The 21,637-nt window shown below is 35.8% G+C and carries 17 protein-coding genes and 1 pseudogene; 6 read left to right on the top strand and 12 right to left on the bottom strand.

Translation table 11 applies throughout. The features are described 5' to 3' along the window. A pseudogene (locus tag P8M54_RS15875) lies at window positions 1-1,338 on the bottom strand (glycine dehydrogenase (aminomethyl-transferring)); the annotation flags it as partial. Between the two features lie 138 nt (window positions 1,339-1,476). Between P8M54_RS15875 and P8M54_RS15880 the strand changes: the two are divergent. Further along, window positions 1,477-2,289 (top strand): hypothetical protein, encoded by an 813-nt coding sequence (locus tag P8M54_RS15880; RefSeq protein ID WP_300289015.1) that lies wholly within the window; start codon window positions 1,477-1,479, stop codon window positions 2,287-2,289. A 9-nt stretch (window positions 2,290-2,298) separates the two neighbouring features. On the opposite strand, the gene P8M54_RS15885 is transcribed toward P8M54_RS15880, so the two are convergent. The 6 genes from P8M54_RS15885 to P8M54_RS15910 all read right to left on the bottom strand — a co-directional run bounded on the left by P8M54_RS15885 (window position 2,299) and on the right by P8M54_RS15910 (window position 7,964). After that, entirely contained in the window at window positions 2,299-2,535 is a 237-nt protein-coding gene (locus P8M54_RS15885; RefSeq protein ID WP_300289016.1) for a hypothetical protein, read from the bottom strand. A 213-nt stretch (window positions 2,536-2,748) separates the two neighbouring features. Further along, window positions 2,749-3,657, bottom strand: a complete 909-nt coding sequence (locus P8M54_RS15890) for a TIGR01777 family oxidoreductase (RefSeq protein ID WP_300289017.1) — start codon at window positions 3,655-3,657, stop codon at window positions 2,749-2,751. 10 nt (window positions 3,658-3,667) lie between these two features. Then, entirely contained in the window at window positions 3,668-4,489 is an 822-nt protein-coding gene (locus P8M54_RS15895; protein ID WP_300289019.1) for a DCC1-like thiol-disulfide oxidoreductase family protein, read from the bottom strand. Between the two features lies 1 nt (window position 4,490). Next, window positions 4,491-4,619, bottom strand: a complete 129-nt coding sequence (locus P8M54_RS15900; RefSeq protein ID WP_300289020.1) for a hypothetical protein — start codon at window positions 4,617-4,619, stop codon at window positions 4,491-4,493. Window positions 4,620-4,926: 307 nt separating this feature from the next. Further along, window positions 4,927-5,430, bottom strand: a complete 504-nt coding sequence (locus tag P8M54_RS15905; RefSeq protein ID WP_300289021.1) for a MarR family transcriptional regulator — start codon at window positions 5,428-5,430, stop codon at window positions 4,927-4,929. Window positions 5,431-5,936: 506 nt separating this feature from the next. Continuing rightward, complete coding sequence (locus P8M54_RS15910; protein WP_300289022.1) at window positions 5,937-7,964, bottom strand: M3 family metallopeptidase; 2,028 nt, start codon at window positions 7,962-7,964, stop codon at window positions 5,937-5,939. Window positions 7,965-8,168: 204 nt separating this feature from the next. Between P8M54_RS15910 and P8M54_RS15915 the strand changes: the two genes are divergently transcribed. Further along, complete coding sequence (locus P8M54_RS15915) at window positions 8,169-8,837, top strand: hypothetical protein (RefSeq protein WP_300289023.1); 669 nt, start codon at window positions 8,169-8,171, stop codon at window positions 8,835-8,837. A 201-nt stretch (window positions 8,838-9,038) separates the two neighbouring features. On the opposite strand, the gene purE is transcribed toward P8M54_RS15915, so the two are convergent. The 3 genes from purE to P8M54_RS15930 are packed head-to-tail and all read right to left on the bottom strand — an operon-like array spanning window position 9,039 to window position 11,305. Further along, on the bottom strand, window positions 9,039-9,524 hold the full coding sequence (purE, locus tag P8M54_RS15920) for a 5-(carboxyamino)imidazole ribonucleotide mutase (protein ID WP_300289024.1): 486 nt from the start codon (window positions 9,522-9,524) through the stop codon (window positions 9,039-9,041). Between the two features lie 43 nt (window positions 9,525-9,567). Next, window positions 9,568-10,719, bottom strand: coding sequence for a 5-(carboxyamino)imidazole ribonucleotide synthase (locus tag P8M54_RS15925; protein WP_300289026.1), 1,152 nt, complete (start codon window positions 10,717-10,719; stop codon window positions 9,568-9,570). 55 nt (window positions 10,720-10,774) lie between these two features. Continuing rightward, window positions 10,775-11,305: a hypothetical protein gene (locus P8M54_RS15930; RefSeq protein ID WP_300289027.1), complete on the bottom strand. Its 531-nt coding sequence runs from the start codon at window positions 11,303-11,305 to the stop codon at window positions 10,775-10,777. Between the two features lie 112 nt (window positions 11,306-11,417). Here P8M54_RS15930 and hpt point away from each other — a divergent pair, with 112 nt between their 5' ends. From hpt to obgE, 4 genes are all read left to right on the top strand, one after another. Beyond that, the gene (gene hpt / locus P8M54_RS15935) at window positions 11,418-11,948 is read left to right on the top strand and encodes a hypoxanthine phosphoribosyltransferase (RefSeq protein WP_300289028.1); all 531 of its coding nucleotides are present in this window, start codon (window positions 11,418-11,420) and stop codon (window positions 11,946-11,948) included. Window positions 11,949-11,975: 27 nt separating this feature from the next. After that, window positions 11,976-12,548 carry an adenylate kinase gene (locus P8M54_RS15940; RefSeq protein ID WP_300289029.1) on the top strand — a complete coding sequence of 191 codons (573 nt, stop codon included), beginning with the start codon at window positions 11,976-11,978 and terminating at the stop codon, window positions 12,546-12,548. Window positions 12,549-12,700: 152 nt separating this feature from the next. Next, window positions 12,701-13,975: a hemolysin family protein gene (locus P8M54_RS15945; protein ID WP_300289030.1), complete on the top strand. Its 1,275-nt coding sequence runs from the start codon at window positions 12,701-12,703 to the stop codon at window positions 13,973-13,975. 141 nt (window positions 13,976-14,116) lie between these two features. Then, entirely contained in the window at window positions 14,117-15,118 is a 1,002-nt protein-coding gene (gene obgE, locus P8M54_RS15950) for a GTPase ObgE (protein ID WP_300289031.1), read from the top strand. Between the two features lie 76 nt (window positions 15,119-15,194). Here obgE and P8M54_RS15955 read toward each other — a convergent pair whose 3' ends face one another. Further along, the gene (locus tag P8M54_RS15955) at window positions 15,195-15,638 is read right to left on the bottom strand and encodes a hypothetical protein (RefSeq protein WP_300289047.1); all 444 of its coding nucleotides are present in this window, start codon (window positions 15,636-15,638) and stop codon (window positions 15,195-15,197) included. Between the two features lie 24 nt (window positions 15,639-15,662). Then, window positions 15,663-21,488: an MG2 domain-containing protein gene (locus tag P8M54_RS15960; protein ID WP_300289033.1), complete on the bottom strand. Its 5,826-nt coding sequence runs from the start codon at window positions 21,486-21,488 to the stop codon at window positions 15,663-15,665. Window positions 21,489-21,637 lie beyond the last annotated feature (149 nt).

The raw sequence follows: 21,637 nt of genomic DNA on the forward strand, positions 1-21,637 counted from the left end.
AACTTCAAATGCTTCTTTTCCTACTGCTTCTGCAAAAATGGCAATCACTTCATTGACATCGCTAAACAAAATCGTTTCATTCAATGAAATCGAGATGGTATCGTTATCAATGTAAAAGAAATTTACTTCTTTACCTTCTGCAATTGCTTTTACTTTCTGCGCATCGGCCTTAACAACAATCGTGTCAAAGAAAGCGGTATTGGTTTGGTATACTCCTAATTTATTTAAGGCATTTGCTAAAGTAGATGCCATTCCGTGCACTTTGTCAGCGATATATTGCAACCCTTTTGGTCCATGATAAACAGCAAACATTCCTGCCATTACTGACAATAATACTTGAGCAGTGCAGATATTAGATGTTGCTTTTTCACGTTTAATGTGTTGCTCACGTGTTTGCAATGCCATACGTAAGGCGCGATTTCCATCAGCATCTTGCGATACACCAATGATTCGTCCTGGCATAGAACGCTTATATTCCTCTTTAGTAGCAAAGTAGGCCGCGTGTGGTCCACCGTAACCCATTGGAATACCAAAACGTTGTGTTGTCCCCACTACTACTGCAGCGCCCATTTCTCCTGGAGGCGTTAGTTTAACTAATGATAAAATATCAGCCGCAACAGCTACTTTTATCTCGCTATCTGCTGCTTTTTTAATGAAATCAGCGTAATCGTATACTTGACCGTACTTTCCTGGATATTGCAGTATTGCTCCAAAAAAATCGGTTTAAAAATCAAATTCTTGGTGATTTCCAAAAACTAATTCCACACCAATTGGAGTAGAACGCGTTTGTAAAACAGATAATGTTTGTGGTAAAATTTCTTCGGAAACGAAAAACTTACATACATTATTTTTTTTCTGATCTCTTGAACGAACATCAAATAACAAGGCCATAGCTTCAGCAGCAGCTGTACTTTCGTCAAGTAACGAAGCATTAGCGATTTCCATTCCGGTTAATTCGATAACCATCGTTTGGAAATTTAAAATCGCTTCAAGACGACCTTGAGCAATTTCAGCTTGGTAAGGCGTGTAAGCAGTGTACCAACCTGGGTTTTCAAAAATATTTCTTTGAATCGCAGGAGGAACTATTGTTGGGTGATACCCTAAACCAATATATGATTTGTACACTTTATTAGTACGACCTAACAACCTAATGTGGTTCGCATATTCGTACTCGGTCATAATGTGCTCCAATTCCAAAAGATCTTTTAAACGGATATCAGTAGGAATAGTTTCGTATATTAACTGATCTAAAGTTTCAACACCTATGGTTTCCAACATTTTTGGCAAATCGTTTTCCCTTGGTCCTAAGTGTCTTAAAGCAAATGAGTCTGTTTTCATGTAAGTATACTAAAGTTGTGTTTTTTAAGTGGCACAAAAATAAGTATTAATAATAATTTAATTCCCGTTTTAGTTGTGATTTTTTATCAATTTATCAACTAATAAGTATGTTTATTCACAATTGACTAAATTTGTTTAATGGTTAGTTTTAAAAAAATAGTTGATTTTTATCTCAGAAGTAGTATTCACGTGGCTTTATCGGTCTATGCACTGGTACGAATGACGCATTTTATGTTCAACATTTCTGAAGATGCACCTATGGCTAATTTTGCTTTTTTGGGTACTATTGTAGGATATAATTTTGTAAAATATGATGCTTTGGCTAGAGCCAAAAAAAACCAGATGCGAACGGAGTTAAAGTTAATTGCGATTCTTAGTTTGTTTTCGTTATTTGGCGTAGGTTATTATTTTTTTCAATTGCAGCTTCATACGCAAATTGTGTCTCTTGTTTTTTTGACTTTGACGCTTTTGTATACATTACCCGCTTTCCCAAATAGGAAAAACGCCCGGAATTGGGCCGGAGTGAAAATTTACATAGTGGCTTTGTGCTGGGTGGGAGTAACGCTCGTGCTGCCGCTGATAAATGCAGGGGTTCCACTTGAAGCCGATTATTACTTAAAATGTATCCAAAGATTTATCTTAGTTTTTAATCTTATCCTTGTTTTTGAGATCATTGATTTGTCCAATGATGATCCGCATTTGCAGACTGTACCACAGCAAATAGGGGTGAAGAACACTAAAATGGTTGGTCTACTACTTTTAATTCCGTTTTATCTTTTAGAATTTTTAAAGCATCATTTTATACAAGAGCAGTTAATTGTCAATGCTGTGTTGGTGCTGGTACTTGCTTTGTTTTTGGTTTTTGCCAATGAGAAACGGTCAAAATATTACACTTCTTTTTGGGTCGAAAGTATTCCGATTTTTTGGTGGTTGCTGTTAGTGTTTTTTTGATTCATAATTCTATTGGTTTTCAGAAACTACCTTCAGATATGAATTTCTCTGCAAAAGGAAATTAGTCAAATGTTTTTTTAAAGCTATACTATCAAATATTTGCCCGAAGATCCCATACGGCGTTTCATATTCCATTACATCTTTCATTATAGTTTGTCCATTAATTTCTTCGAAGAAATGCTGGTGCTTGAAGGTTTTAAAATGACCTTTTAATTTTTCGTCTACAAAATAGGAGTACAGCTCCATTTGGGATATGATGCTTTGATGTTTTAGAAAGAAGCCAAAATGCTTCCCTCGCCAGGTAACGGTTTCTCCTTTATTGATTAAGCCATGTGTTGTCCCTGCTATGGCAACCTCATTAGTTTTGCTTGCTGATTGTTGGTGCGTGTCAATATTGCGAGCATGATTAAATACGATTTGAATCGGCGCATTAATATATGTTGTTAGTTGTATTCGTTGTCATTTTGTAAGGTTTTTTAAAGCCGTATCTAATGTTTTATGTTCAAAAACAAATCCGTTTTCTAAAAGTCGAGTCGGAATCACATTTCTGCTTTTTAAAACCAATTCAGGTTCGGTTCCAATGAGTTTAGCTCCAATTGTTAAAAGAAATTCAGGTGTTGGGAGACCAATGAAAACGTTCAATTGTTTTCTTAAAGTTGCCATGAAATCTTGATTTGAAATCGGTTGAGGTGAAACGATGTTGATTACGCCTGTCATTTGTTTTTCGATAATGAAATCAATGGCTCTGGCAAAATCTTCGGCATGAATCCAACTAATGAATTGATTTTCTTTTCCCTGTTTTCCTCCCAGTCCTAATTGTGTCAATCGTTTTAATGGAATAAAAGCACCGCCATTTCTACCCAAAACGATTGAGGTGCGCAAAGCAGTTTTTAATGTGTTTGGCGTTTCAGTTTTAAAAAATGATTTTTCCCAAGATTGTGCAACATTCATTGAAAAGTCATTGCCGATTTCTCCATTTTCCTCACTCATTTGTTTGTCTAATGAAAACCGATAAATAGTTGAGGTTGATGAGTTCAACCAGTGTTTTGGCGGATTTCTACAAGCAAGTACGGCTTTATTGAGGACTTTGGTGCTTTGTATACGTGAAAGTAATATTTCCTTTTTGTTCTTTTCGGTATAGCGGCAATCCACCGATTTTCCTGCAAGGTTGATTAGTACATCGGCATTTTCTAATATTGTTCCCCATCCTGCCAAAGTTTTGGCATCCCAATTGACAAATTTAACTTTACCGCTTACGCTGTTTTGTTCGCGTGTTAGAATGATAATTTCGTCGAATTTATTTTCGAAATGATTTACCAGAACTTGACCTAAAAATCCTGTTCCTGCTGCTATGATTATTTTTTTCATGATGTTAAAATTAAAAGTTTAATATGATTACCAAAGCCAGTATTCGATACAAAATCCATGTTAGGGTTAAATATTTAGGTAATTCGAGTAAGTTGATTCTTCTATAATGTTCATAGATCATAAAGTTTACGGTCAATCCAAACCAAGCTAAAATAAAATATTCATTTAAATTATAATAGCTGTTTAAGAATAGTATCGGTAGCAAAAGTAAACTTCCTATTATGGAAACGGTGACAAAATTCCCAATGTAATTCCATTGTTTTTGTTTGTCTATTTTTCGAATAAAATGCGCTTGAAAACCTATTTGACCTATTGCAAAAAGGATTTCTCTAACGAAAGTAGCTTTTGGTAAAAACACAATCAATTCTGCGTATTGAAATAAAACTAAAGCCGTAAAAAAGGTAGCAAATGCAATATAAAACAAACGGTACTTTGTATTAAAATCTGGAATGCAATTGATTTGGTCACCGACTTTCGGTTTGCTAGGCACTATTACTTTTCGGTTGTAAGAGATGAATTTGTACAACTTTTTTAAAAAGTAATTTATGGGTTTCCAGTTGCCTATTTTCTCCATCCAAGGAAAAGAATTCCCGATTACTTTTAAGAGACTTTCAATACCGTAGTAAACTCTTTTGTTTTGTGTGTCAACTAAGGCTATTTCATTTTTGGCTCTATGTATATCAATATAGTTTTCTTCTTCGGTTGTAATATTTACAAATGGCTTTCTACCTTGATTATCTAACATGTTTGTTTTGATAAAACCTGTAGTGTACATGTTGCACATTGGGCAATCTTCATCGTAAAGTAGGGTGTGGTTGGGTAGAGTTTTCATTTTAAGTTAATTTTAGTTTAAAAGATAGGCCAGCTATTATTGTAGATACCGAATAAGATAGTGCAATGTCCTCGCTCATGCTTCCGTTTAGAATTACAGTTGTTAAAATAACGCCTAAAGTTGATGCCATTATTAAAATTACTTTTGAATCTCTTGTTTTTACCTGATGTATTCCTAATTGGTAGTAAACTAATCCGTAAATGATATACGTGGGTGTTGAGAGTATGAGACTGAATAGTAGTGATATTGGATAAAATTCAAATAAACTAACAAGTTGATGAGGATTTAAGATGAATAGACGATTAATTATTTGAGAAGCGAGAGGTCCCAATAGTAAAGTTGTCCCCCAATGTTTAAATAAAAAGCTATAGTTCATAATGTTAGATATTTTTAAACTTTCATAAAAAAATGAAAGTTTAGGTTAAATTTTTTTATTATTACTTCATGAATTTCACAACTAGTTTAGTCAGCCAATTGTCTTTGTATTCAGTGATTTTGTCTAAAACATTATCGGCTTTTAAAACGAAATCATACAACTTAGTAGTTTGATCTACAAAGTGCTTTTCTTCTGCTGTTTGATTCGCACTTATAGACGAGACTTCTTTTAAAACTTTCAAGGCAGGTTTGATTTCTCTCTTGCTGCGTTCTCTTGCAATTTTTACGGCTAATTCGTCTAAGTCTTTTTCAGCGGTAAAAAACTCTCTACGTTCTCCTGCTTTGTATTCTTTGTAAACAATTCCCCAATCCATCAAAGCGCGTAAGTTCATGCTGGCATTCCCGCGGGAAATTTGCAATTCTTCCATCACGTCTTCCATCGAAACCGGTTCTGCTGAAACCATTAAAAGAGCGTGAATCTGAGCCATGGTTTTATTAATTCCCCATTGCGATCCTAGTGCCCCCCAAGTTTGAACGAACTTATTTTTTGCTTCTTTGAATTCCATAGTACAAATGTAAGCTAAAGTTTTTAAACTTTCAAAAATAAATGAAAGTTAATTAATAAACTTTTGGTGTCTAAAAAAACCATTAAGAAATTAAGTTTAGTTAAGCAGTTGTTGCTTAATTATCATAATCTCTTAATGGTAAAAAAAAGCTTTTAAAGTTTAAAACAGTCCAGCTCTTTTAAATGAATCATCAGGCTTCGGTATTTTTCCTCTAAAGCGTTTGTGCAATTCTATTGGTGGGTTCTGTTCCTCCTTGTGAAAGTACGTTATCTTTGAATTTAGTAGCGACTTCTCTGTTGAAAATTCCTTTTTCTTGGAAAAATTAAAATGCATCAGCATCTAATACTTCTGCCTATTTATAGCTGTAATATCCTGATGAAAAAATAGCTTGAAGTACTTTACGTAAACCTACAGAAAATAAAAAACCATTAAGAAATTAAGTTTAGTTAAGCAGTTGTTGCTTAATTATCATAATCTCTTAATGGTAAAAAAAATGCTTTTAAAGTTTACAATAGTCCCGCTCTATTCAGTAAAGCATCAGGTTTCGGTTCTTGTCCTCTAAAGCGTTTGTACAATTCCATTGGTGGTTCTGTTCCTCCTTTTGAAAGTACATTATCTTTGAATTTGGTAGCTACTTCTCTATTGAAAATACTTTTTTCTTGGAACAATTCAAAAGCGTCAGCATCTAATACTTCTGCCCATTTATAGCTATAATATCCTGATGAATAACCACCTTGAAAAATATGTGAGAAAGCAGTGCTCATAGCGTTTTCGGCAACCTCTGGGTATAATCTAGTAGATTCAAATTGCTCTTTTTCGAATGCTTTCACAGACGTGATTCCCGTAGGGTCTTGTCCGTGCCATCCCATATCTAAAAAGCCAAAACTTAATTGTCGCATCGTTGCTAATCCTTCGTGGAAACTAGCACTTTCTTTGATTTTATCCACATATTCTTGCGGGATCACTTCGCCAGTTTGGTAGTGCGTTGCGAACAAAGCCAAAGCTTCTGGCTCGTAACACCAGTTTTCCATCACCTGACTAGGCAACTCTACAAAGTCCCAGAAAACGGATGTTCCTGATAAACTTGGGTAAATGGTGTTGGCTAACATTCCGTGTAAACCATGTCCAAATTCATGAAACAATGTCGTCACTTCATTAAATGTCAATAACGATGGTTTGGTTTCGGTTGGTTTAGTGAAATTACAAACGTTAGATACATGTGGTCTTTCGTTGATTCCGTTTTTTACATATTGCGATTTAAACGAAGTCATCCAAGCACCGTTACGTTTTCCTTTTCGTGGGAAAAAATCAGCGTAGAAAATGGCAACTAAATCTTTTTTCTCATCGGTAACTTCGTAGGTCATTACCTCAGGATGGTATTTGTCAATGTCAAATACTTCGGTAAAAGTCAAACCGTATAATTTATCAGCGATTGTAAAAGCACCATTCAATACTTTTTCCAACTGGAAATAAGGCTTCAATTTTTCGTCATCCAAATTAAAAAGTTGTTGTTTTAATTTCTCGGCATAATAACCACCGTCCCATTTTTCTAGTTGTTCGATTCCGTCTTGTTTTTTGGCGAAAGCCGTCAACTCTTCAAATTCTTTCAAGGCCGCCGGTTTGGCTTTGGCTAGCATGTCATTGGAAAAAGCAAGTACTTTTTCTGGAGTTTGCGCCATACGTTCTTCCAATACAAAATGAGCATGGGTCGCATAACCTAATAATTGCGCTCTATCAAAACGAAGTTTAGCAATCTTCAAAACAATTTCTTGATTATCAAATTCGTTATTTTGAAAACCTCTTGCGCCAAACGCAATGGCCAATTTTTTACGCAATTCACGATTGTCTGCATACGTCATAAACGGAACGTAGCTTGGATGATCTAAGGTGAAAATCCAACCCTCTTTTTCTTGGGCCTTCGCCAAAGAGCGCGCGGCTTCGATAGTTCCTTCAGGTAGTCCAGCCAAATCCTTTTCGTCGGTTAAATGCATTTCGAAAGCATTGGTCTCAGCCAAAATATTTTCGCCAAACTGCAAGCTTAATTTCGATAATTCTTTGTCAATCGCACGTAATTGGTCTTTTTTGTCCTCTGGTAAGTTAGCTCCATTTCGAGAAAAACCTTTGTATTTTTTGTCCAATAAAGTGGCTTGCTCTGGAGTAAGTGCAAGTGAATCTTTCGAATCATAAACCGCTTTTACACGTGCGAACAAAGTTGGGTTTAGCGTGATATCATTCCCGAATTCTGATAATAACGGAGAAATCTCTTGAGCGATTTTCTGCATTTCGTCATTGGTCTCGGCCGAGTTCAAATTAAAGAAAATACTTGAAGCACGATCTAAGATGTCACCAGCGAAATCCATTGCAACGATGGTGTTTTCGAAGGTCGGCTGTTCGGGATTATTTGCAATAGCGTCAATTTCAGCTTTTGCCAAAGCTATTCCTTCTTTTAGAGCAGGAAGGTAGTCTTCGTTTTTTATTTGTGAAAAAGGGGCAGTATCGTATTTTGTGGTAAATTTTTGAGTAAGTACAGTCATTATATTGTTCTTAATAATCATTAAATAGAATAAATAGTTATCCTTGCAAAGGTAAGAATTAATTAAAAAAGCAAGTGGTAGTTACCACCTCATTACTGTTAAACTTAACAAAAATCGTAGTAAATAGACAGTCGAATTAACTACCTTGTAACAAAGCTTCGAAATAGAACAAGAAGCGTTTATTTACTAACACAAAAGATAAAAATGAATTACAAAATAGCAATAAAAAGAATTGATACCGTAAATGAAGTGGAAGGATATTGGTCTACCGAAGACTTAATTCAGTTATGTGAACGATTTAATTTTCCTGATGCGGCTACTGCTGAGGTGAAGAATTTACCAGAATTATTAGGCATGGCAATCTCTGATTATGAACCACACGAAGCAGCTGCAATAGTATTGGATTATAAGTTAGGAGAAGAGTTGAATGAAGGACAAATCGAGCAGATATCTCATAATATGCTAATTGATAAAGTATGTGAGGAGTATCCTGAAATTCACATGCAAGGCCGATTGTTTCATATTAATCAATTACTTTTTAAAGCGTACAATGGTAAATTTCCCAATGCAAAAGCCTCGGTTGTTCATTTTGCAATGACTCCAGTAGATGGTGAGCCAAAAGAATTAACAGCCGAAAATGTTTTGAAATTATTGAATAACGGCTTATCTGACCGTAATTTGATCAAGCGCTTATTCGACGACCAAATGACACAGAATATTCCGTTTCCCAATGCAGCAGCCATTATTTGGGAATTAAATACGACTGATAATGTGAGCTACAGTTTAGTTACTTCTGAAAATTGGATCAACAATGATGATATTATCGCATCTGAATATGAAGCGGTATTGGAAGAAATCGAGGAAGAAGATTAGTTTTTGTTGCGCAGAGCTATTTACAATATACCAATAGAAATAACGCAAAGACACTCAAAGCAATCGCAGAGGCTCACAGTGCTTTTTAGCGCAGCTCTGTGCTGTCTCTGTGCAACTCTGCGAAATAATTTTTTACGATATGTTTTGTAATCTATGTTGAGAATTTTTAGTGAATCTCTGTGAATCTCAGCTAAAGCAATACTATTTTTTATGCAGACTTTCCGAAGCCAAAAGCACTGTTTCTTTCAGTCCTAGTTTGTAAGCTATAATTTTATCTAAAACCACTTTGTCAGACGAACCTATAATCTGAGCAGCCAATATCCCTGCATTTTTGGCGCCATTTAAGGCCACCGTTGCAACTGGAACACCACCAGGCATTTGAAGTATTGATAAAACCGAATCCCATCCATCAATTGAATTGCTCGATTTCACAGGCACACCTATTACAGGTAACGGTGACATCGAAGCGACCATTCCCGGTAAATGTGCAGCACCACCAGCACCAGCAATCACAACTGCGATTCCGCGAGTATGTGCATTTTGACTAAAATCAAATAGTTTTTCAGGAGTTCTATGTGCAGAGACAATGTCAACCTCTGTTTCGATTCCGAATTCTTTTAATATAGTGATGGCATCTTGCATGACTGGCATATCAGAGATGCTTCCCATGATTACGGCTACTTTCATTTTTTATTATTTAAAGGTTGAATCTTGTAATTATTCAATTTATTTAAGCGATTACTCGAATAGTATTCTTAACATTTTCAGCAATTTTTCGAGCTGTAGCCATGTCTTCATTTACAATCGTAACATGTCCCATTTTTCTAAAAGGGCGAGTTTGTTTTTTACCATAAATATGGGGTGTTACACCATTCCATCCCAGTATAGTTTCAATATTTTTATAGATTACATTTCCAGTAAACCCATCTTCACCCACTAGGTTTACCATGATTCCTGCCACCTTACTATCTGTATTTCCAAGAGGGAGATTTAAAACGGCGCGAATGTGATTCTCAAATTGGGAGGTATAACTAGCTTCTATCGAGTAATGACCGGAGTTGTGTGGGCGAGGAGCTACTTCGTTCACTAATATCTCGTTATCTTCCGTTTGGAACATTTCGACGGCAAGGAGACCAACATGATTAAATTGCTCTGAAACAGTCAAGGCGATCGCTCTTGCTTTTTCGGCTACTTGAGTATCGATTCGAGCGGGACAAATTACATATTCTACTTGATTGGCCTCAGGATGAAATTCCATTTCGACCACAGGATAGGTTTTAATTTCGCCCGATGGATTGCGACAAACAATTACCGCTAGCTCGTTTTTAAAAGGAACCATGTCCTCGGCAATACATTCTACATCAGGTAAGTTAATTAGATCAAGCGTCGATCGTACAATTTTCACACCGTTTCCATCATAACCAAATTCGGCACACTTCCATACAAATGGCATTTCAAGCTCTTCTTTTTCTAACGCCATTTTCAAGTCGGCTAAATCTACAAAACGAAGGTGTTTTGAAGTAGGGATGTTATTTTCAACATAAAAATCCTTTTGCTTCCCTTTGTTCTGAATGGCTTTTAAGGTTTTTGGTGATGGATATACTTTTAAACCCTCACTTTCTAATTTTTCCAGAGCCTCTAGATTAACTAATTCAATTTCGATGGTTAATACATCAACCATTTTTCCGAATTGGTAAACTGTTTCAAAGTCCATTAAGTCGCCTTTGTAAAATTGGTTGCAAGCCATTCTTGAAGGAGCCTCGTCGCTTGGGTCTAAAACGTAGGTTTGGATATCGAATTTTCGGGTTTCAAATAGGAGCATTTTACCTAATTGTCCACCTCCTAAAATTCCTAGTTTGAAATCAGAAGAAAAATAATTCATTGTGTAGTTGTTTGTTGCGTGTAAAGATACTTTTTCTGTATCAAATGCGAAAACGCTATTTTATTTTCTTGACGATTTCCTTTGCGACTGCTTGGTACCCAGCAGAATATTTACCATAATCGTCAGTTAAAATTCGTTTTAATTCAGGATAAATCCATTTTCTTGTTTTGCCTAATTCAAATAAGGTTCGAATAGCGTAGGCCTTAGTGGCTACTTTTCTTTTTTCGTCAATGAGCCAGTCCAGGGAAGATTCGGTAATTTGTTCCTCTTGTTGAGGACTTAGAGCAAGATGCTGACTTATAAATAAACAAATCTTAGAAATCGAGCGCAACGCACTTTCGTTATTATAATGGGGCAGTTGATCGCAAAAGGTGTTTAAAAAGCCAGTTAGTAAAAACAATTGTTGTTCTAAAACAATTTCCATAATCCAGCAAGCCTTAAAGTGATGCGCATCAGAGGTGTTTAAAGCTATGGCTACTAAATCACAGAATAAATGAGGATTACTTAAAATTTCATTTGCATTCTCATCTCGACTTGCACGATACGCACTGCTATTTGCTATCTTTTTATAAAGCTCCTCATTCATATTGAAGTAAAAATACCTTTTATTTTCATTGGAAGTCTATTCTTATGATTTTTATTCTGAATTCTAAATTTTGAAATCCCTATCTTTGCGCATTATTTTAAACACAAAAATAATGATTCAACTACACGATAAACAATTTGTTCCATTTCTTTCTAGTGAGGAAATTGGTCATGCAATAGCAAAAATGACCGCACAAGTTGAGGCTGATTTTAAAGATGAAGTACCCGTTTTTATTGGTGTACTAAACGGTTCTTTTATGGTTGTTTCTGATTTTATGAAAAATTATAAAGGAAATTGTGAACTAAGCTTTGTGAAAATGGCTTCGTATGAAGGTACTAGTTCCACTAATGATGTAAAGCAACTTATTGGAATCAATCAAGATCTTGAAGGTAGGTCAGTGGTGATTATCGAGGACATCGTAGACACAGGAAATACGATCGAAGAATTACACCATATATTTAGCAAGCAAAACGTGAAGCAATTAAAAGTAGCTACACTTTTTTTTAAGCCTGAAGCGTACAAAAAAGACTTTCCAATTGATTATGTAGGGATCCGTATTCCCAATAAATTTATCGTAGGATTTGGTCTAGACTACGATGGTCTAGGACGCAACTTACCCGAAGTATACAAACTAAAAGAATAACTACAATTATAACTACGCAACAACATTATGATTAACATTGTTTTATTTGGGAAACCAGGAGCAGGAAAAGGAACTCAGGCCGAATTTTTAAAAGGAAAATACAATCTAACACATCTTTCTACTGGAGATATTTTTAGATACAACATTAAAAATGGAACCGATTTAGGGAAACTAGCGCAAACATTCATGAATGAAGGGGAGTTAGTTCCGGATGATGTAACCATTAAAATGCTACAAGCTGAGGTTGATAATAATCCAGATTCAGCAGGTTTTTTATTCGACGGTTTTCCAAGAACGCTTTCTCAAGCCCAAGCGCTAGATGTGTTTTTAGAATCAAAAGAACAAAGTATTACGGCAACAATCGCCTTAGAAGCTGATGATGAGATCCTAGTAGCACGATTACTAGATCGCGGAAAAACATCGGGCAGACCAGACGATCAAGACGAAGAGAAAATCAGAAATCGTTACCAAGAATACAATGAAAAAACAGCTCCTTTAATGGGGTATTACAAAGAGCAAGGAAAGTTTCATGCGGTAAACGGCATTGGGTCTATCGACGAAATTACCCTTCGTTTGAGCGCAGTTATTGATAATTTATAAGAAGCAATTTCCAGCTGTACGCGACAAGTTCTCGCTCGTAAAACTATTTTTCTATTATAAAAAAGGAGCTTCCGTTGGTCGCTCTTTTTTATCGAGAAAAATAAAGTTTTACAAGTTTCGCACTTTTTGCTTCCATCTGGGCTAAAAAAAATATGGAAATACTAATCATACTTTTTCTGATTTTACTAAACGGACTCTTTTCGATGTCTGAAATCGCGTTGATCTCAGCCCGAAAAACCAGACTAGAATCCGCAGCAAAAAAAGGAAATAAAAGTGCGCAAGTTGCTTTAGAGTTGGCTAATTCGCCAAACAAGTTTTTATCGGCAGTGCAAATAGGGATTACCCTAATTGGTATTTTAACCGGTATTTATAGTGGTGATAAAATCACGACGGATGTGCAATTGTTTGTTAGCTCGTTTGAAATCTTAAAACCCTATGCACCCACTATTGCTGTAGGTGTAGTAGTTGTGATTTTGACTTTTTTCTCTTTGGTTTTAGGGGAACTATTGCCTAAACGTATTGGGTTGAATCATCCAGAAGCTATTGCTAAAGCGGTGGCGATGCCTATGAAGGTTGTTTCAATAGTAACAGCTCCTTTTATTTGGTTATTGACACACTCAACGGAATTCCTTTTGAAGGTATTACAAATACGCCCTTCGGCTGACGGCAAAGTAACCGAAGAGGAAATTAAAGCCATTATCAAAGAAGGAACTGAAGGCGGTGAAGTACAAGAGATTGAACAAGATATCGTAGAACGTGTTTTTCATATTGGCGATCGAAAAATAAACTCCTTAATGACACATCGTAAGTCAGTAGTGTTTTTAGAAGTTGGCGCTAATAAGCAAGCGGTAAAAGAATCGATGCTGGAAGAGCTGCATTCGATTTATCCCGTTTACAATAAAAATTATGATGATATTGTTGGCGTAGCGAACCTAAAAAATATTTTTGCAACGATCGACAACCCTGATTTTAGTTTAAAAAATATCACATCAGATGCGCCGTTTTTAATGGAGCATACTACGGCTTACACGGCTTTAGAGCAATTTAAAAAAACCGGTATTCATTATGCATTTGTCGCTGATGAGTACGGAAGTTTTCAAGGAGTTATTACACTTAATGATATTTTAGAAGCTTTAGTGGGTGATGCTGCTGAGTTTTATAAAGATGATTTTCAGTTAGTGGAACGTGAAGACGGTAGCTGGTTAGTAGATGGTCATTATTCATTACACGATTTTTTAACCTATTTTGAGTTAGATGATTTGATAAATGATTACGATGTTACAACAGTTAGTGGATTAATAATGACTGAATTATCGCATATTCCAAAACAAGGTGAAAAACTAGTTTGGAATCACTTTGAGTTAGAAGTTATCGATATGGATGGTGTCAAAATTGATAAAGTGATTGTGAAATCACTACGAAATTAAAAGTATAAGGAATACAACTTGATTACTAGTAGGCATTTGCCAAGCTATAATCAAAGATAGAAATGATAATCAGTGTTTACAGCCGAATTGCAAAAAGTAGTAGGCGATTAGCGAGGGATTATTACAATTAAATAAAGAGTTATGACAGAAGGGAATTTCGTAGATTATGTAAAAATATTTGTTTCATCCGGTAAAGGAGGAAAAGGATCTACGCACTTACACAGAGAAAAATTTATTGAAAAAGGAGGTCCTGATGGAGGAGATGGAGGTCGTGGAGGACACGTTTTTCTTGTAGGTAACAAAGGGCTTTGGACTTTGTTTCACTTAAAATTTGCACGTCATATCAAAGCCGGAAATGGTGGTGATGGTAGTGGTGATAGAAGTACAGGAGCCGATGGTGATGATAAATTTATCGAAGTACCATTAGGAACGGTAGTAAAAGACAAAGAAACAGGCGAGATCTTATTCGAAATTACTGAGGATGGAGAGAAGCAAGTACTTTCAAGAGGAGGTAAAGGTGGTTTAGGAAACTGGCATTTTAGAAGTTCGACTAACCAAACGCCTCGTTACTCACAACCGGGATTACCGGGTGTCGAGATGGACGTTATTCTAGAACTTAAAGTTTTGGCTGATGTAGGTTTAGTAGGTTTTCCTAATGCAGGGAAATCAACTTTACTATCTGTATTGACTTCGGCTAAGCCAAAAATTGCTGATTATCCGTTTACAACTTTGAAACCTAACTTAGGAATTGTAGCATACAGAGATTATCAATCGTTTGTAATTGCGGATATTCCTGGAATTATCGAAGGTGCTGCCGAAGGAAAAGGATTAGGACACTATTTCTTGAGACATATCGAGAGAAACTCGACTTTACTATTCCTAGTTCCTGTTGATACACCAGATATTAAAGGTGAGTATGATATTTTAGTAAACGAGCTAACGAAGTACAATCCTGAAATGTTGGATAAAGAACGTTTACTAGTGATTTCTAAAATTGACATGCTTGATGATGAATTAAGAGCAGAACTTAAAGCCGAGTTGGATGTGTCATTCAAAGAGGTTCCGTATATGTTTATTTCCTCAGTAGCTCAAATTGGGTTGACGGAGTTAAAAGACAAACTTTGGAAAATGCTGAACGACTAATTAGTCAATCACAATAAATATAAAATCCGCTTCAATTCTCTTGAAGCGGATTTTTTTATGGTTTACTTCGTTGTATTTATTCTTTTACATGTACTCGTATGCCTTGCGTGTGACTAGAGAATTCAGGAGCATATATACTTTGTATGGTCGTGATTCCGTTGGAGAAGTCCCCTAAATTGTTTACTCGAATATCATATTCTAAAACATAGGTACCTTTATTAATTTGGTCAAAAAAGAAATGCGTAGCCGCATCTCGAGTGCTTTTGTAAAATCCTAAATCAGATGTGTATTCGTAACCCGATAAAACATCAACAGGTTCAAAACAAGAGGCTCTCATGTCTTTTAAATGCACAAATTCCATGTTTTCGGTAGCTTTAATAATTAGGCGCACAGTTACTAAATCGCCTATTTTTAAGGACTTTTTTGTACTGATCTTTTCTAAAACTGCTTCTTTAGTTGTGGTGGTTTTAAAATAGAGCTCTTTTTGAACCGATAAACCAGTAGCCGAATTGTTCTTTATTTTATCTAAGTCCTCAAAATATTGCTAATAAATCCCACCAAATCCCGGAACCTTACTTTTATTGTCGATTGTAATAGAAGCCATTTCTTTCTTGATTTCGTCCCCTTTCCAATTGATTTTGATGTAACCCGTTTCTGCTTCCTTTACTGCAGCGGATAGTTTTTTAATTAGGATTTTTTCATCACCTATCTTTATAACTGTATTGTCTTTTACGCTCAGCCAATCCCTGCCTTGCAACAATAAGGCATAGACCGCTTCGGTGGTAGCTTTCGTGGTAGGCCAATTTTTCGTCTGTTTGTTTTTTAAGAGCCACACCTTCATTGCATCAACTGATTTGTTATCAGCGCTAACTTCAGCAAAAGCCTCTATCAGCAAAGCTTGCGTTTCGATAGGTGCTTGATACCAATACCAACCCGCATTATTGGCAATCCAATAAATGCCCCAATCTTCATTACTAGAAGCAGTTTCTTTGAGATTCTCGATAATTTTTTTAGCAGCAGTTGCTTCTCCGTAGCGATTCAGTGCCAAAGCTGCCATTCCTTTTTCGTACAAGGAATAGTCTAACCAATTTTCTTTAATATTAGTAAGGAATACCGTTGTGACTTTCTTTAAACTGTCTGATAGCGGGTATGCCTTTAGTTGGAAAGAGCGGGCGTATAGATAATGCAGTCCTGAATTCGGATTCATCCAAACTAATTTCTCATTTTTATTTTGGTTAGAAAGGGATCGTTTGTAATAGTCCAAAAACTTTGCGTCGAGATAAGGCACAGCTGTCTTTGTAATTGCTTTAATTGTAGCACTTGCGAGAGTATCGGATTGTAATTTTTCGAGATGGCCTAAACCTGCAACAATATGTCTGGTAATGTATTCGTTATCTTCGCCGCCGTCAAACCAACTAAATGCACCGGATGGTTTTTGCTTTTGTTTTAATTTAGTAAAAGTAGCATCTTGGCTTTGTTTCATCTTATCTAGATCGAATAGAGTCGCTAATTTTTGCTTCTTTTCCTCTTCTGATTTTGCATCGTTTATCCAAGGAGTTTCTGCTATAATAATCGACTTTAGTTCCTCATTTGCTTCTAATTTAGAATTTAATTTTCCGTTTTTTCTCCAGTCCTCAAATACAGTTGCTATTTTAGGATTGCTGTTAATGATGGTAGTCGCTAAAGCATTGGCGTAGAAACGTGCAAATGTTTGTTCAGCACATTCATGTTCGTATTCCAGTAAATACGGAAGAGATTGCAATGCCAACCAAGTAGGATTTGAAGTGTATTCCAAAGTAAACTGGTGATTGCGTAAGGTTGTTGAGGTATTGTTTTTTAAGTTTTCAAAAGTGTATTCCTTTTTAGTGTTTTCACGTACCCAAACCGGAATACTTTCTGTTACCAGCATCGCATTGGTAAGCACAGGCAGGATATTCTCTTCTCCATCAGAAACATTTCCCGCTTTTGCCAAAACGCGGTATTGTACTCCTTGTAAACCTTCGGGGATTACTATTTGCCAACTAGCGGTGGTATTGCCAAAGGCGCCAACAGCAAAATTTTTAGTGGTTTTAATATTTAACATTTTTGCATCGATCGATTGCATCGTTGAAGCATCAAAAAGTTGTAAAATGACAATGCCTGTTTTAGCAGTAGTTGTTGCATTTGCTATTTTAGTAATTATAGTTATTGTGTCTTTCTCACGTAGAAAACGAGGAAAATTAGGAGTTACCATCAGTTCCTTTTGTGTGATAACTGTTTTTTCTAAGTAGCCACTCACTGCATTTTTATTGTGTGCAAGCAAACGTAATTTCCAAGCCGTTAATGCTTCAGGTGAAGTAAAGCTAAAGCTCAGTTTTCCGTTCTTATCCGTTTTTAAATCAGGATAGAAAAAGGCAGTTTCTGCAAGGTTCGTTCGGGCTTTTACCTGCGTTAGTGCTTCGAGCGCTTTTTTAGTGGTCACTAGGATGACTCCGTTTTTACCTTTGCTTCCGTAAAGAGCAGTCGCTTTTGCATCTTTCAAGACTTCGACCGATAGAATGTCAGTTGGATTTATCCTGCCAGCATCATCAGCCGAAGTTTCAACTCCATCAACAATATATAAAATAGATGCAGAGCCGTTCCCAGAACTAGCACCGCGAATACGAAGACCTGCTACACTTCCTGCTAGCGCTTTTTTACTTTTAGTTCCGTAGCCTACTGTTACTATTTCATTAAGTTGTTCTGCTTTAGCAGTAACTGGTTTGACAAATTTCACTTGATCAACTTTTGCGCTTGGTGCAAATGAAAGCACAGCGTCAGGATCTCCTTTTAAAGATTCAGAAAAAATTACATTGTCATCGACACCAAGGTTATTAGGGTTAGGATTAGACTTTTCATAATTAGATTCATTTATATTAAAGCCAAACCACTTGAGTGTAGTTAATTCATCCTTGATATCAAATACTGTGTAGTTACTGTCATTGAATTCTAGATCCGTATAAGTCTCGTCAAATCCCAAAGCCGTTCTGTTTTCAATATAATTGTAATTATAGGTGGGGAATTCGGTACCGCGCCAATCTGTTTTTGTAAATTGATCTAAGGAACTATCGTACATAGAGGTTAGGATTTCGGCCTCTTTTGGGGTATTGGTTGCATTGAGTTTAAAAGACCAGTTTTCTAGGTTTCCGGGTTCTAATTTGTTTCTGAAGCTTTCCACTTCAAAGTCCAATTTGGTTTCAATGGATTCCAATGCAATGGCAATTTGGTTTGTAAATAATTGATTTTCGAAAATAGTTTCGAAGCCAATTTTGAATTCATTCTCAAATTCTTTTCGCACCGGAATGGTAACCGTGGCAATGTGATTTTGTACCGTTACCGTATTTTCATAAAAAGTGCCGCTGGCATAGTTTGCAACCGCCTTTATATGTAATGTATCGATTACCGAACGAATTTCAATGGTAACAAAACCGTCTTTTTTAGGGTTTTTGTTGATTTGTTTGAGCGTAAATAGCTCATTAGTTGTTGTCTTTTCTTTTGATTGGTGAATTTGGAATTCGGTTACGCCTTCTACTTCATTTTTAAATTCATCTACAGCTGTGAAGACAATTTTATACGACCCTGACTGATAGTTTTTGATGAAATCCAACGGAATAGCTTTGTCTGTTTTAGTGTCCACGTTTTTTGTAAATAATAAGGTTGGGACTAACTCTTTCTCCAATTGTGGATCATTGTTTATTTCATAAGGGAATAACCGTGCAAATTCGGTACTTGAAATAGTAGAATAATCAGGATAAGACCAAACTCTGGATTTGAAAGTAGGACTGGTAGGTTTAAGTAAGTACAACTTAACTTGTCCTTTAGTTGGGACAAATTGACCGTTTAAATTTTGACTTGATAGTTTGATCTCGTTTGCATCTGCGGTTTCTATTTTTGCAGCTACAGTTGCTTTTAACTCTAATGCATGATAACCTGCCTTGGCAATTAATGTACGAAGCGAAAGCGTTTCGCCATTGCTATCAGTAATATCAGCTTTGATAAAATAGCTAAAGATAGGTTGATCTGCTTTTTTAGATTGAGTTGAAGGTACCGCTATGAATTCAATATCAAATTTCCCGTTGGCATCGGTTTCAGTGGTTGTAGAGGCAATAATTTCTGGATTTTCATGGTTGCCGTATCTATAGGCGATTGGATTAAAAACCATTCTCTCAATGGTGTAGATTACTTTAGCGTTAGATATGGTACTGCCTGAAAAAGCATTTGCTTTCCCAATTGCTTTTATCGTTTGGTTCACTAAAACCGTTTCTTTTATTTGGTCGATACTAATTTCAAATTTTGATCGCTTGTATTCTTCTACTTTAAATGCTAGTGTAGAATTATTGAAATCTACTCTATCCCAAAACGGATGCTCGTCCTTGTCTACATCATAAATAGCGTCTTTTTCATATTCGTCGGGCTCTTCAGCTCGAATCGTAAAATTCCCAGTCAAACCAGTTGTTGGTAGTACAAATTCACCAAAGAAAGAACCGAAATCGTTGGTAACTACATTAAATTCTTTCAGTTCGGTGCCATTAGGGTCTTCAACAATTATTGTAAAAGTAGTTTTAGGAACAATGGTAGTTTGATTGTCCTTTTTTTGAACAGCGATTCCCTTGTAGTAAACGGTTTGACCGGGACGGTAGATAGCGCGATCTTGGAAGAATTCTACTTTTCCGTCAAAATTTATAGACTTGTTTATTTCGTAATCTCGCTCAGAGTTTAAATAGTTTTTATTAATAGTAAGCGTATCTGTGGCGGTGCTAAGTTGTAACGAGGTATAGCCGTAGTTGTTGTTTTTTTCAATTGATTTCTCAAATATGGCTACACCTTTAGCATTGGTTTTAAGTTTGAACTCCATTGATGTGATGGTCACATTTTCAAGAGGCTTTCCCGTTTTTCGATCGAGAACTGTGTAGTATTCTGTGTTTTCCTTTGTGTTGGCTAGCAAAGATAAATTTGATATGGTTATGTTATCATATCCAAATCCTTTTGTTTCATTCGCATTAAGAGCACTTTCAAAATAAACAAGGTAATTTCCGGTTTCTAATTGTGGCAAAAGTACTTCAGTAGTATACTCAAAATAATCTTTTTTATCTCGAAGATCATATTTTTTAGAGACAATTGGTTTGTTGCTTTTTCTGATAGATGTTACAATACTATCTCTATTTGACCTGTAAATGCCTAAATCGGTTGCGATAGCGTTTGATATCTTGTAATAGGAAATAATGATATTATCCGTGTTTTGATGACGAATAAATGCTCTCGCGTTTTCGTTATTGTAAAGTTGTTTTTGTAGTTGAATGGTTACCGATTTGGTTTCTATTTCTTCCTTTTTTTGAATGGCTCTTTTGTAGGTATTGGAGTGATCTTTTGCGGTAATGATGCTATCCAATAACGTCATTGCTTTTGTATTGTATTCCGGATGCTTTTCTTTGGAAGCGGTTTGAGCATATAAAATAGCCATTTCTAAATTCAGTCTTTGAATATCGGCTGGCTGTTGTAGTTGTTTTTTAAATTGTGCTAAGCTACTAAGCAAATCCTCATCTGACTTAATCAAGTACGCATTACAGAATTGCAGCCTATCGAGAATGTTTTTGAAGGTTGGTTCTTCTTTTTCTAATTTTTGATAGTAAGACAGCACCTTTTTAAGTTTAGCATTTTCAATAAAATCGAGTTTTAGAGTAGTAAAAGCAGCTGTTTTTCCTAGTAGCTGGTATTTACTAGATTCAAAGGTGTCTTTTTGGAATTCCCAAGTACTGAGTTTGGAGGTATAGTATTGTATGTTTTCCTTTAAAAGGTAGTGGTATAGGTTTTCAGTTTTAAATTTTTCAATGGTAAAAAAATCAAAAATTGCTTCATACGCAGTTAAAGGGGTATTCTTGAGCACAGCTTCATCGTCTAGTGTGGCCTCAATAGCAAGTTGTGTTTTAGTTTCAAAGTCAGCGACAGTCCAAGTTAAAAAATCCTCGCTATCTGATATTAAATTGGTTCGTCGCTGGATTAGATAGCGGTTTTCGTTGTAATAATCTCGTAAACTGCTGTAGTAAATTAAATTCAGCAGTGCTTTTGTAGGCCCTGATGTTGTGTTTATTTGTTGATTTAAATCAGTAAGGATTTTATTTTGCGCATTTTCTTCGAGCACTTGCCTAAATTTGGAACGATAGAAAAAGCATTTGATGATTGCTACTTCGTCATGCTGTTTTACTGCTTTGCTGTAAATTTTACTAACAATGGCATTGGCAGTTTTTATTTTGCCTAGCTTTTCGTTTGCCACAACCTCACTCCATTTTTTATCAAATTGTTGTGAAAAAGCAGCTGTTGAAATTAATAGTAAAAAAAAGAGTATTTTTTTCATAGGAATAAGATGAAAGATATGATGAAGGAATTGTGTTTTTTTAATAGAGGACAAATTACTACTTTTTATTTTGATAGATATTATTAAAACATTGTTTTTTCTTACTTTTCAGTAGTGGGGATGCTCGTGGCTCTGAAAATTGTGTTTAA

Source organism: Flavobacterium sp. (assembly GCF_029242675.1).
Lineage (GTDB): Bacteria > Bacteroidota > Bacteroidia > Flavobacteriales > Flavobacteriaceae > Flavobacterium.

What these genes read in the sequence shown, in the direction of transcription:
- P8M54_RS15880 (WP_300289015.1), top strand. Translation starts at nt 1,477, where the DNA reads ATGGTTAGTTTTAAAAAAATAGTTGATTTTTATCTCAGAAGTAGTATT.
- obgE (WP_300289031.1), top strand. Translation starts at nt 14,117, where the DNA reads ATGACAGAAGGGAATTTCGTAGATTATGTAAAAATATTTGTTTCATCC.
- P8M54_RS15900 (WP_300289020.1), bottom strand. Translation starts at nt 4,619, where the DNA reads ATGGCATCAACTTTAGGCGTTATTTTAACAACTGTAATTCTAAACGGA.
- P8M54_RS15895 (WP_300289019.1), bottom strand. Translation starts at nt 4,489, where the DNA reads ATGAAAACTCTACCCAACCACACCCTACTTTACGATGAAGATTGCCCA.
- P8M54_RS15960 (WP_300289033.1), bottom strand. Translation starts at nt 21,488, where the DNA reads ATGAAAAAAATACTCTTTTTTTTACTATTAATTTCAACAGCTGCTTTT.
- P8M54_RS15890 (WP_300289017.1), bottom strand. Translation starts at nt 3,657, where the DNA reads ATGAAAAAAATAATCATAGCAGCAGGAACAGGATTTTTAGGTCAAGTT.
- P8M54_RS15910 (WP_300289022.1), bottom strand. Translation starts at nt 7,964, where the DNA reads ATGACTGTACTTACTCAAAAATTTACCACAAAATACGATACTGCCCCT.
- P8M54_RS15945 (WP_300289030.1), top strand. Translation starts at nt 12,701, where the DNA reads ATGGAAATACTAATCATACTTTTTCTGATTTTACTAAACGGACTCTTT.
- P8M54_RS15905 (WP_300289021.1), bottom strand. Translation starts at nt 5,430, where the DNA reads ATGGAATTCAAAGAAGCAAAAAATAAGTTCGTTCAAACTTGGGGGGCA.
- P8M54_RS15940 (WP_300289029.1), top strand. Translation starts at nt 11,976, where the DNA reads ATGATTAACATTGTTTTATTTGGGAAACCAGGAGCAGGAAAAGGAACT.
- P8M54_RS15885 (WP_300289016.1), bottom strand. Translation starts at nt 2,535, where the DNA reads ATGGAGCTGTACTCCTATTTTGTAGACGAAAAATTAAAAGGTCATTTT.
- hpt (WP_300289028.1), top strand. Translation starts at nt 11,418, where the DNA reads ATGATTCAACTACACGATAAACAATTTGTTCCATTTCTTTCTAGTGAG.
- purE (WP_300289024.1), bottom strand. Translation starts at nt 9,524, where the DNA reads ATGAAAGTAGCCGTAATCATGGGAAGCATCTCTGATATGCCAGTCATG.
- P8M54_RS15925 (WP_300289026.1), bottom strand. Translation starts at nt 10,719, where the DNA reads ATGAATTATTTTTCTTCTGATTTCAAACTAGGAATTTTAGGAGGTGGA.
- P8M54_RS15930 (WP_300289027.1), bottom strand. Translation starts at nt 11,305, where the DNA reads ATGAATGAGGAGCTTTATAAAAAGATAGCAAATAGCAGTGCGTATCGT.
- P8M54_RS15915 (WP_300289023.1), top strand. Translation starts at nt 8,169, where the DNA reads ATGAATTACAAAATAGCAATAAAAAGAATTGATACCGTAAATGAAGTG.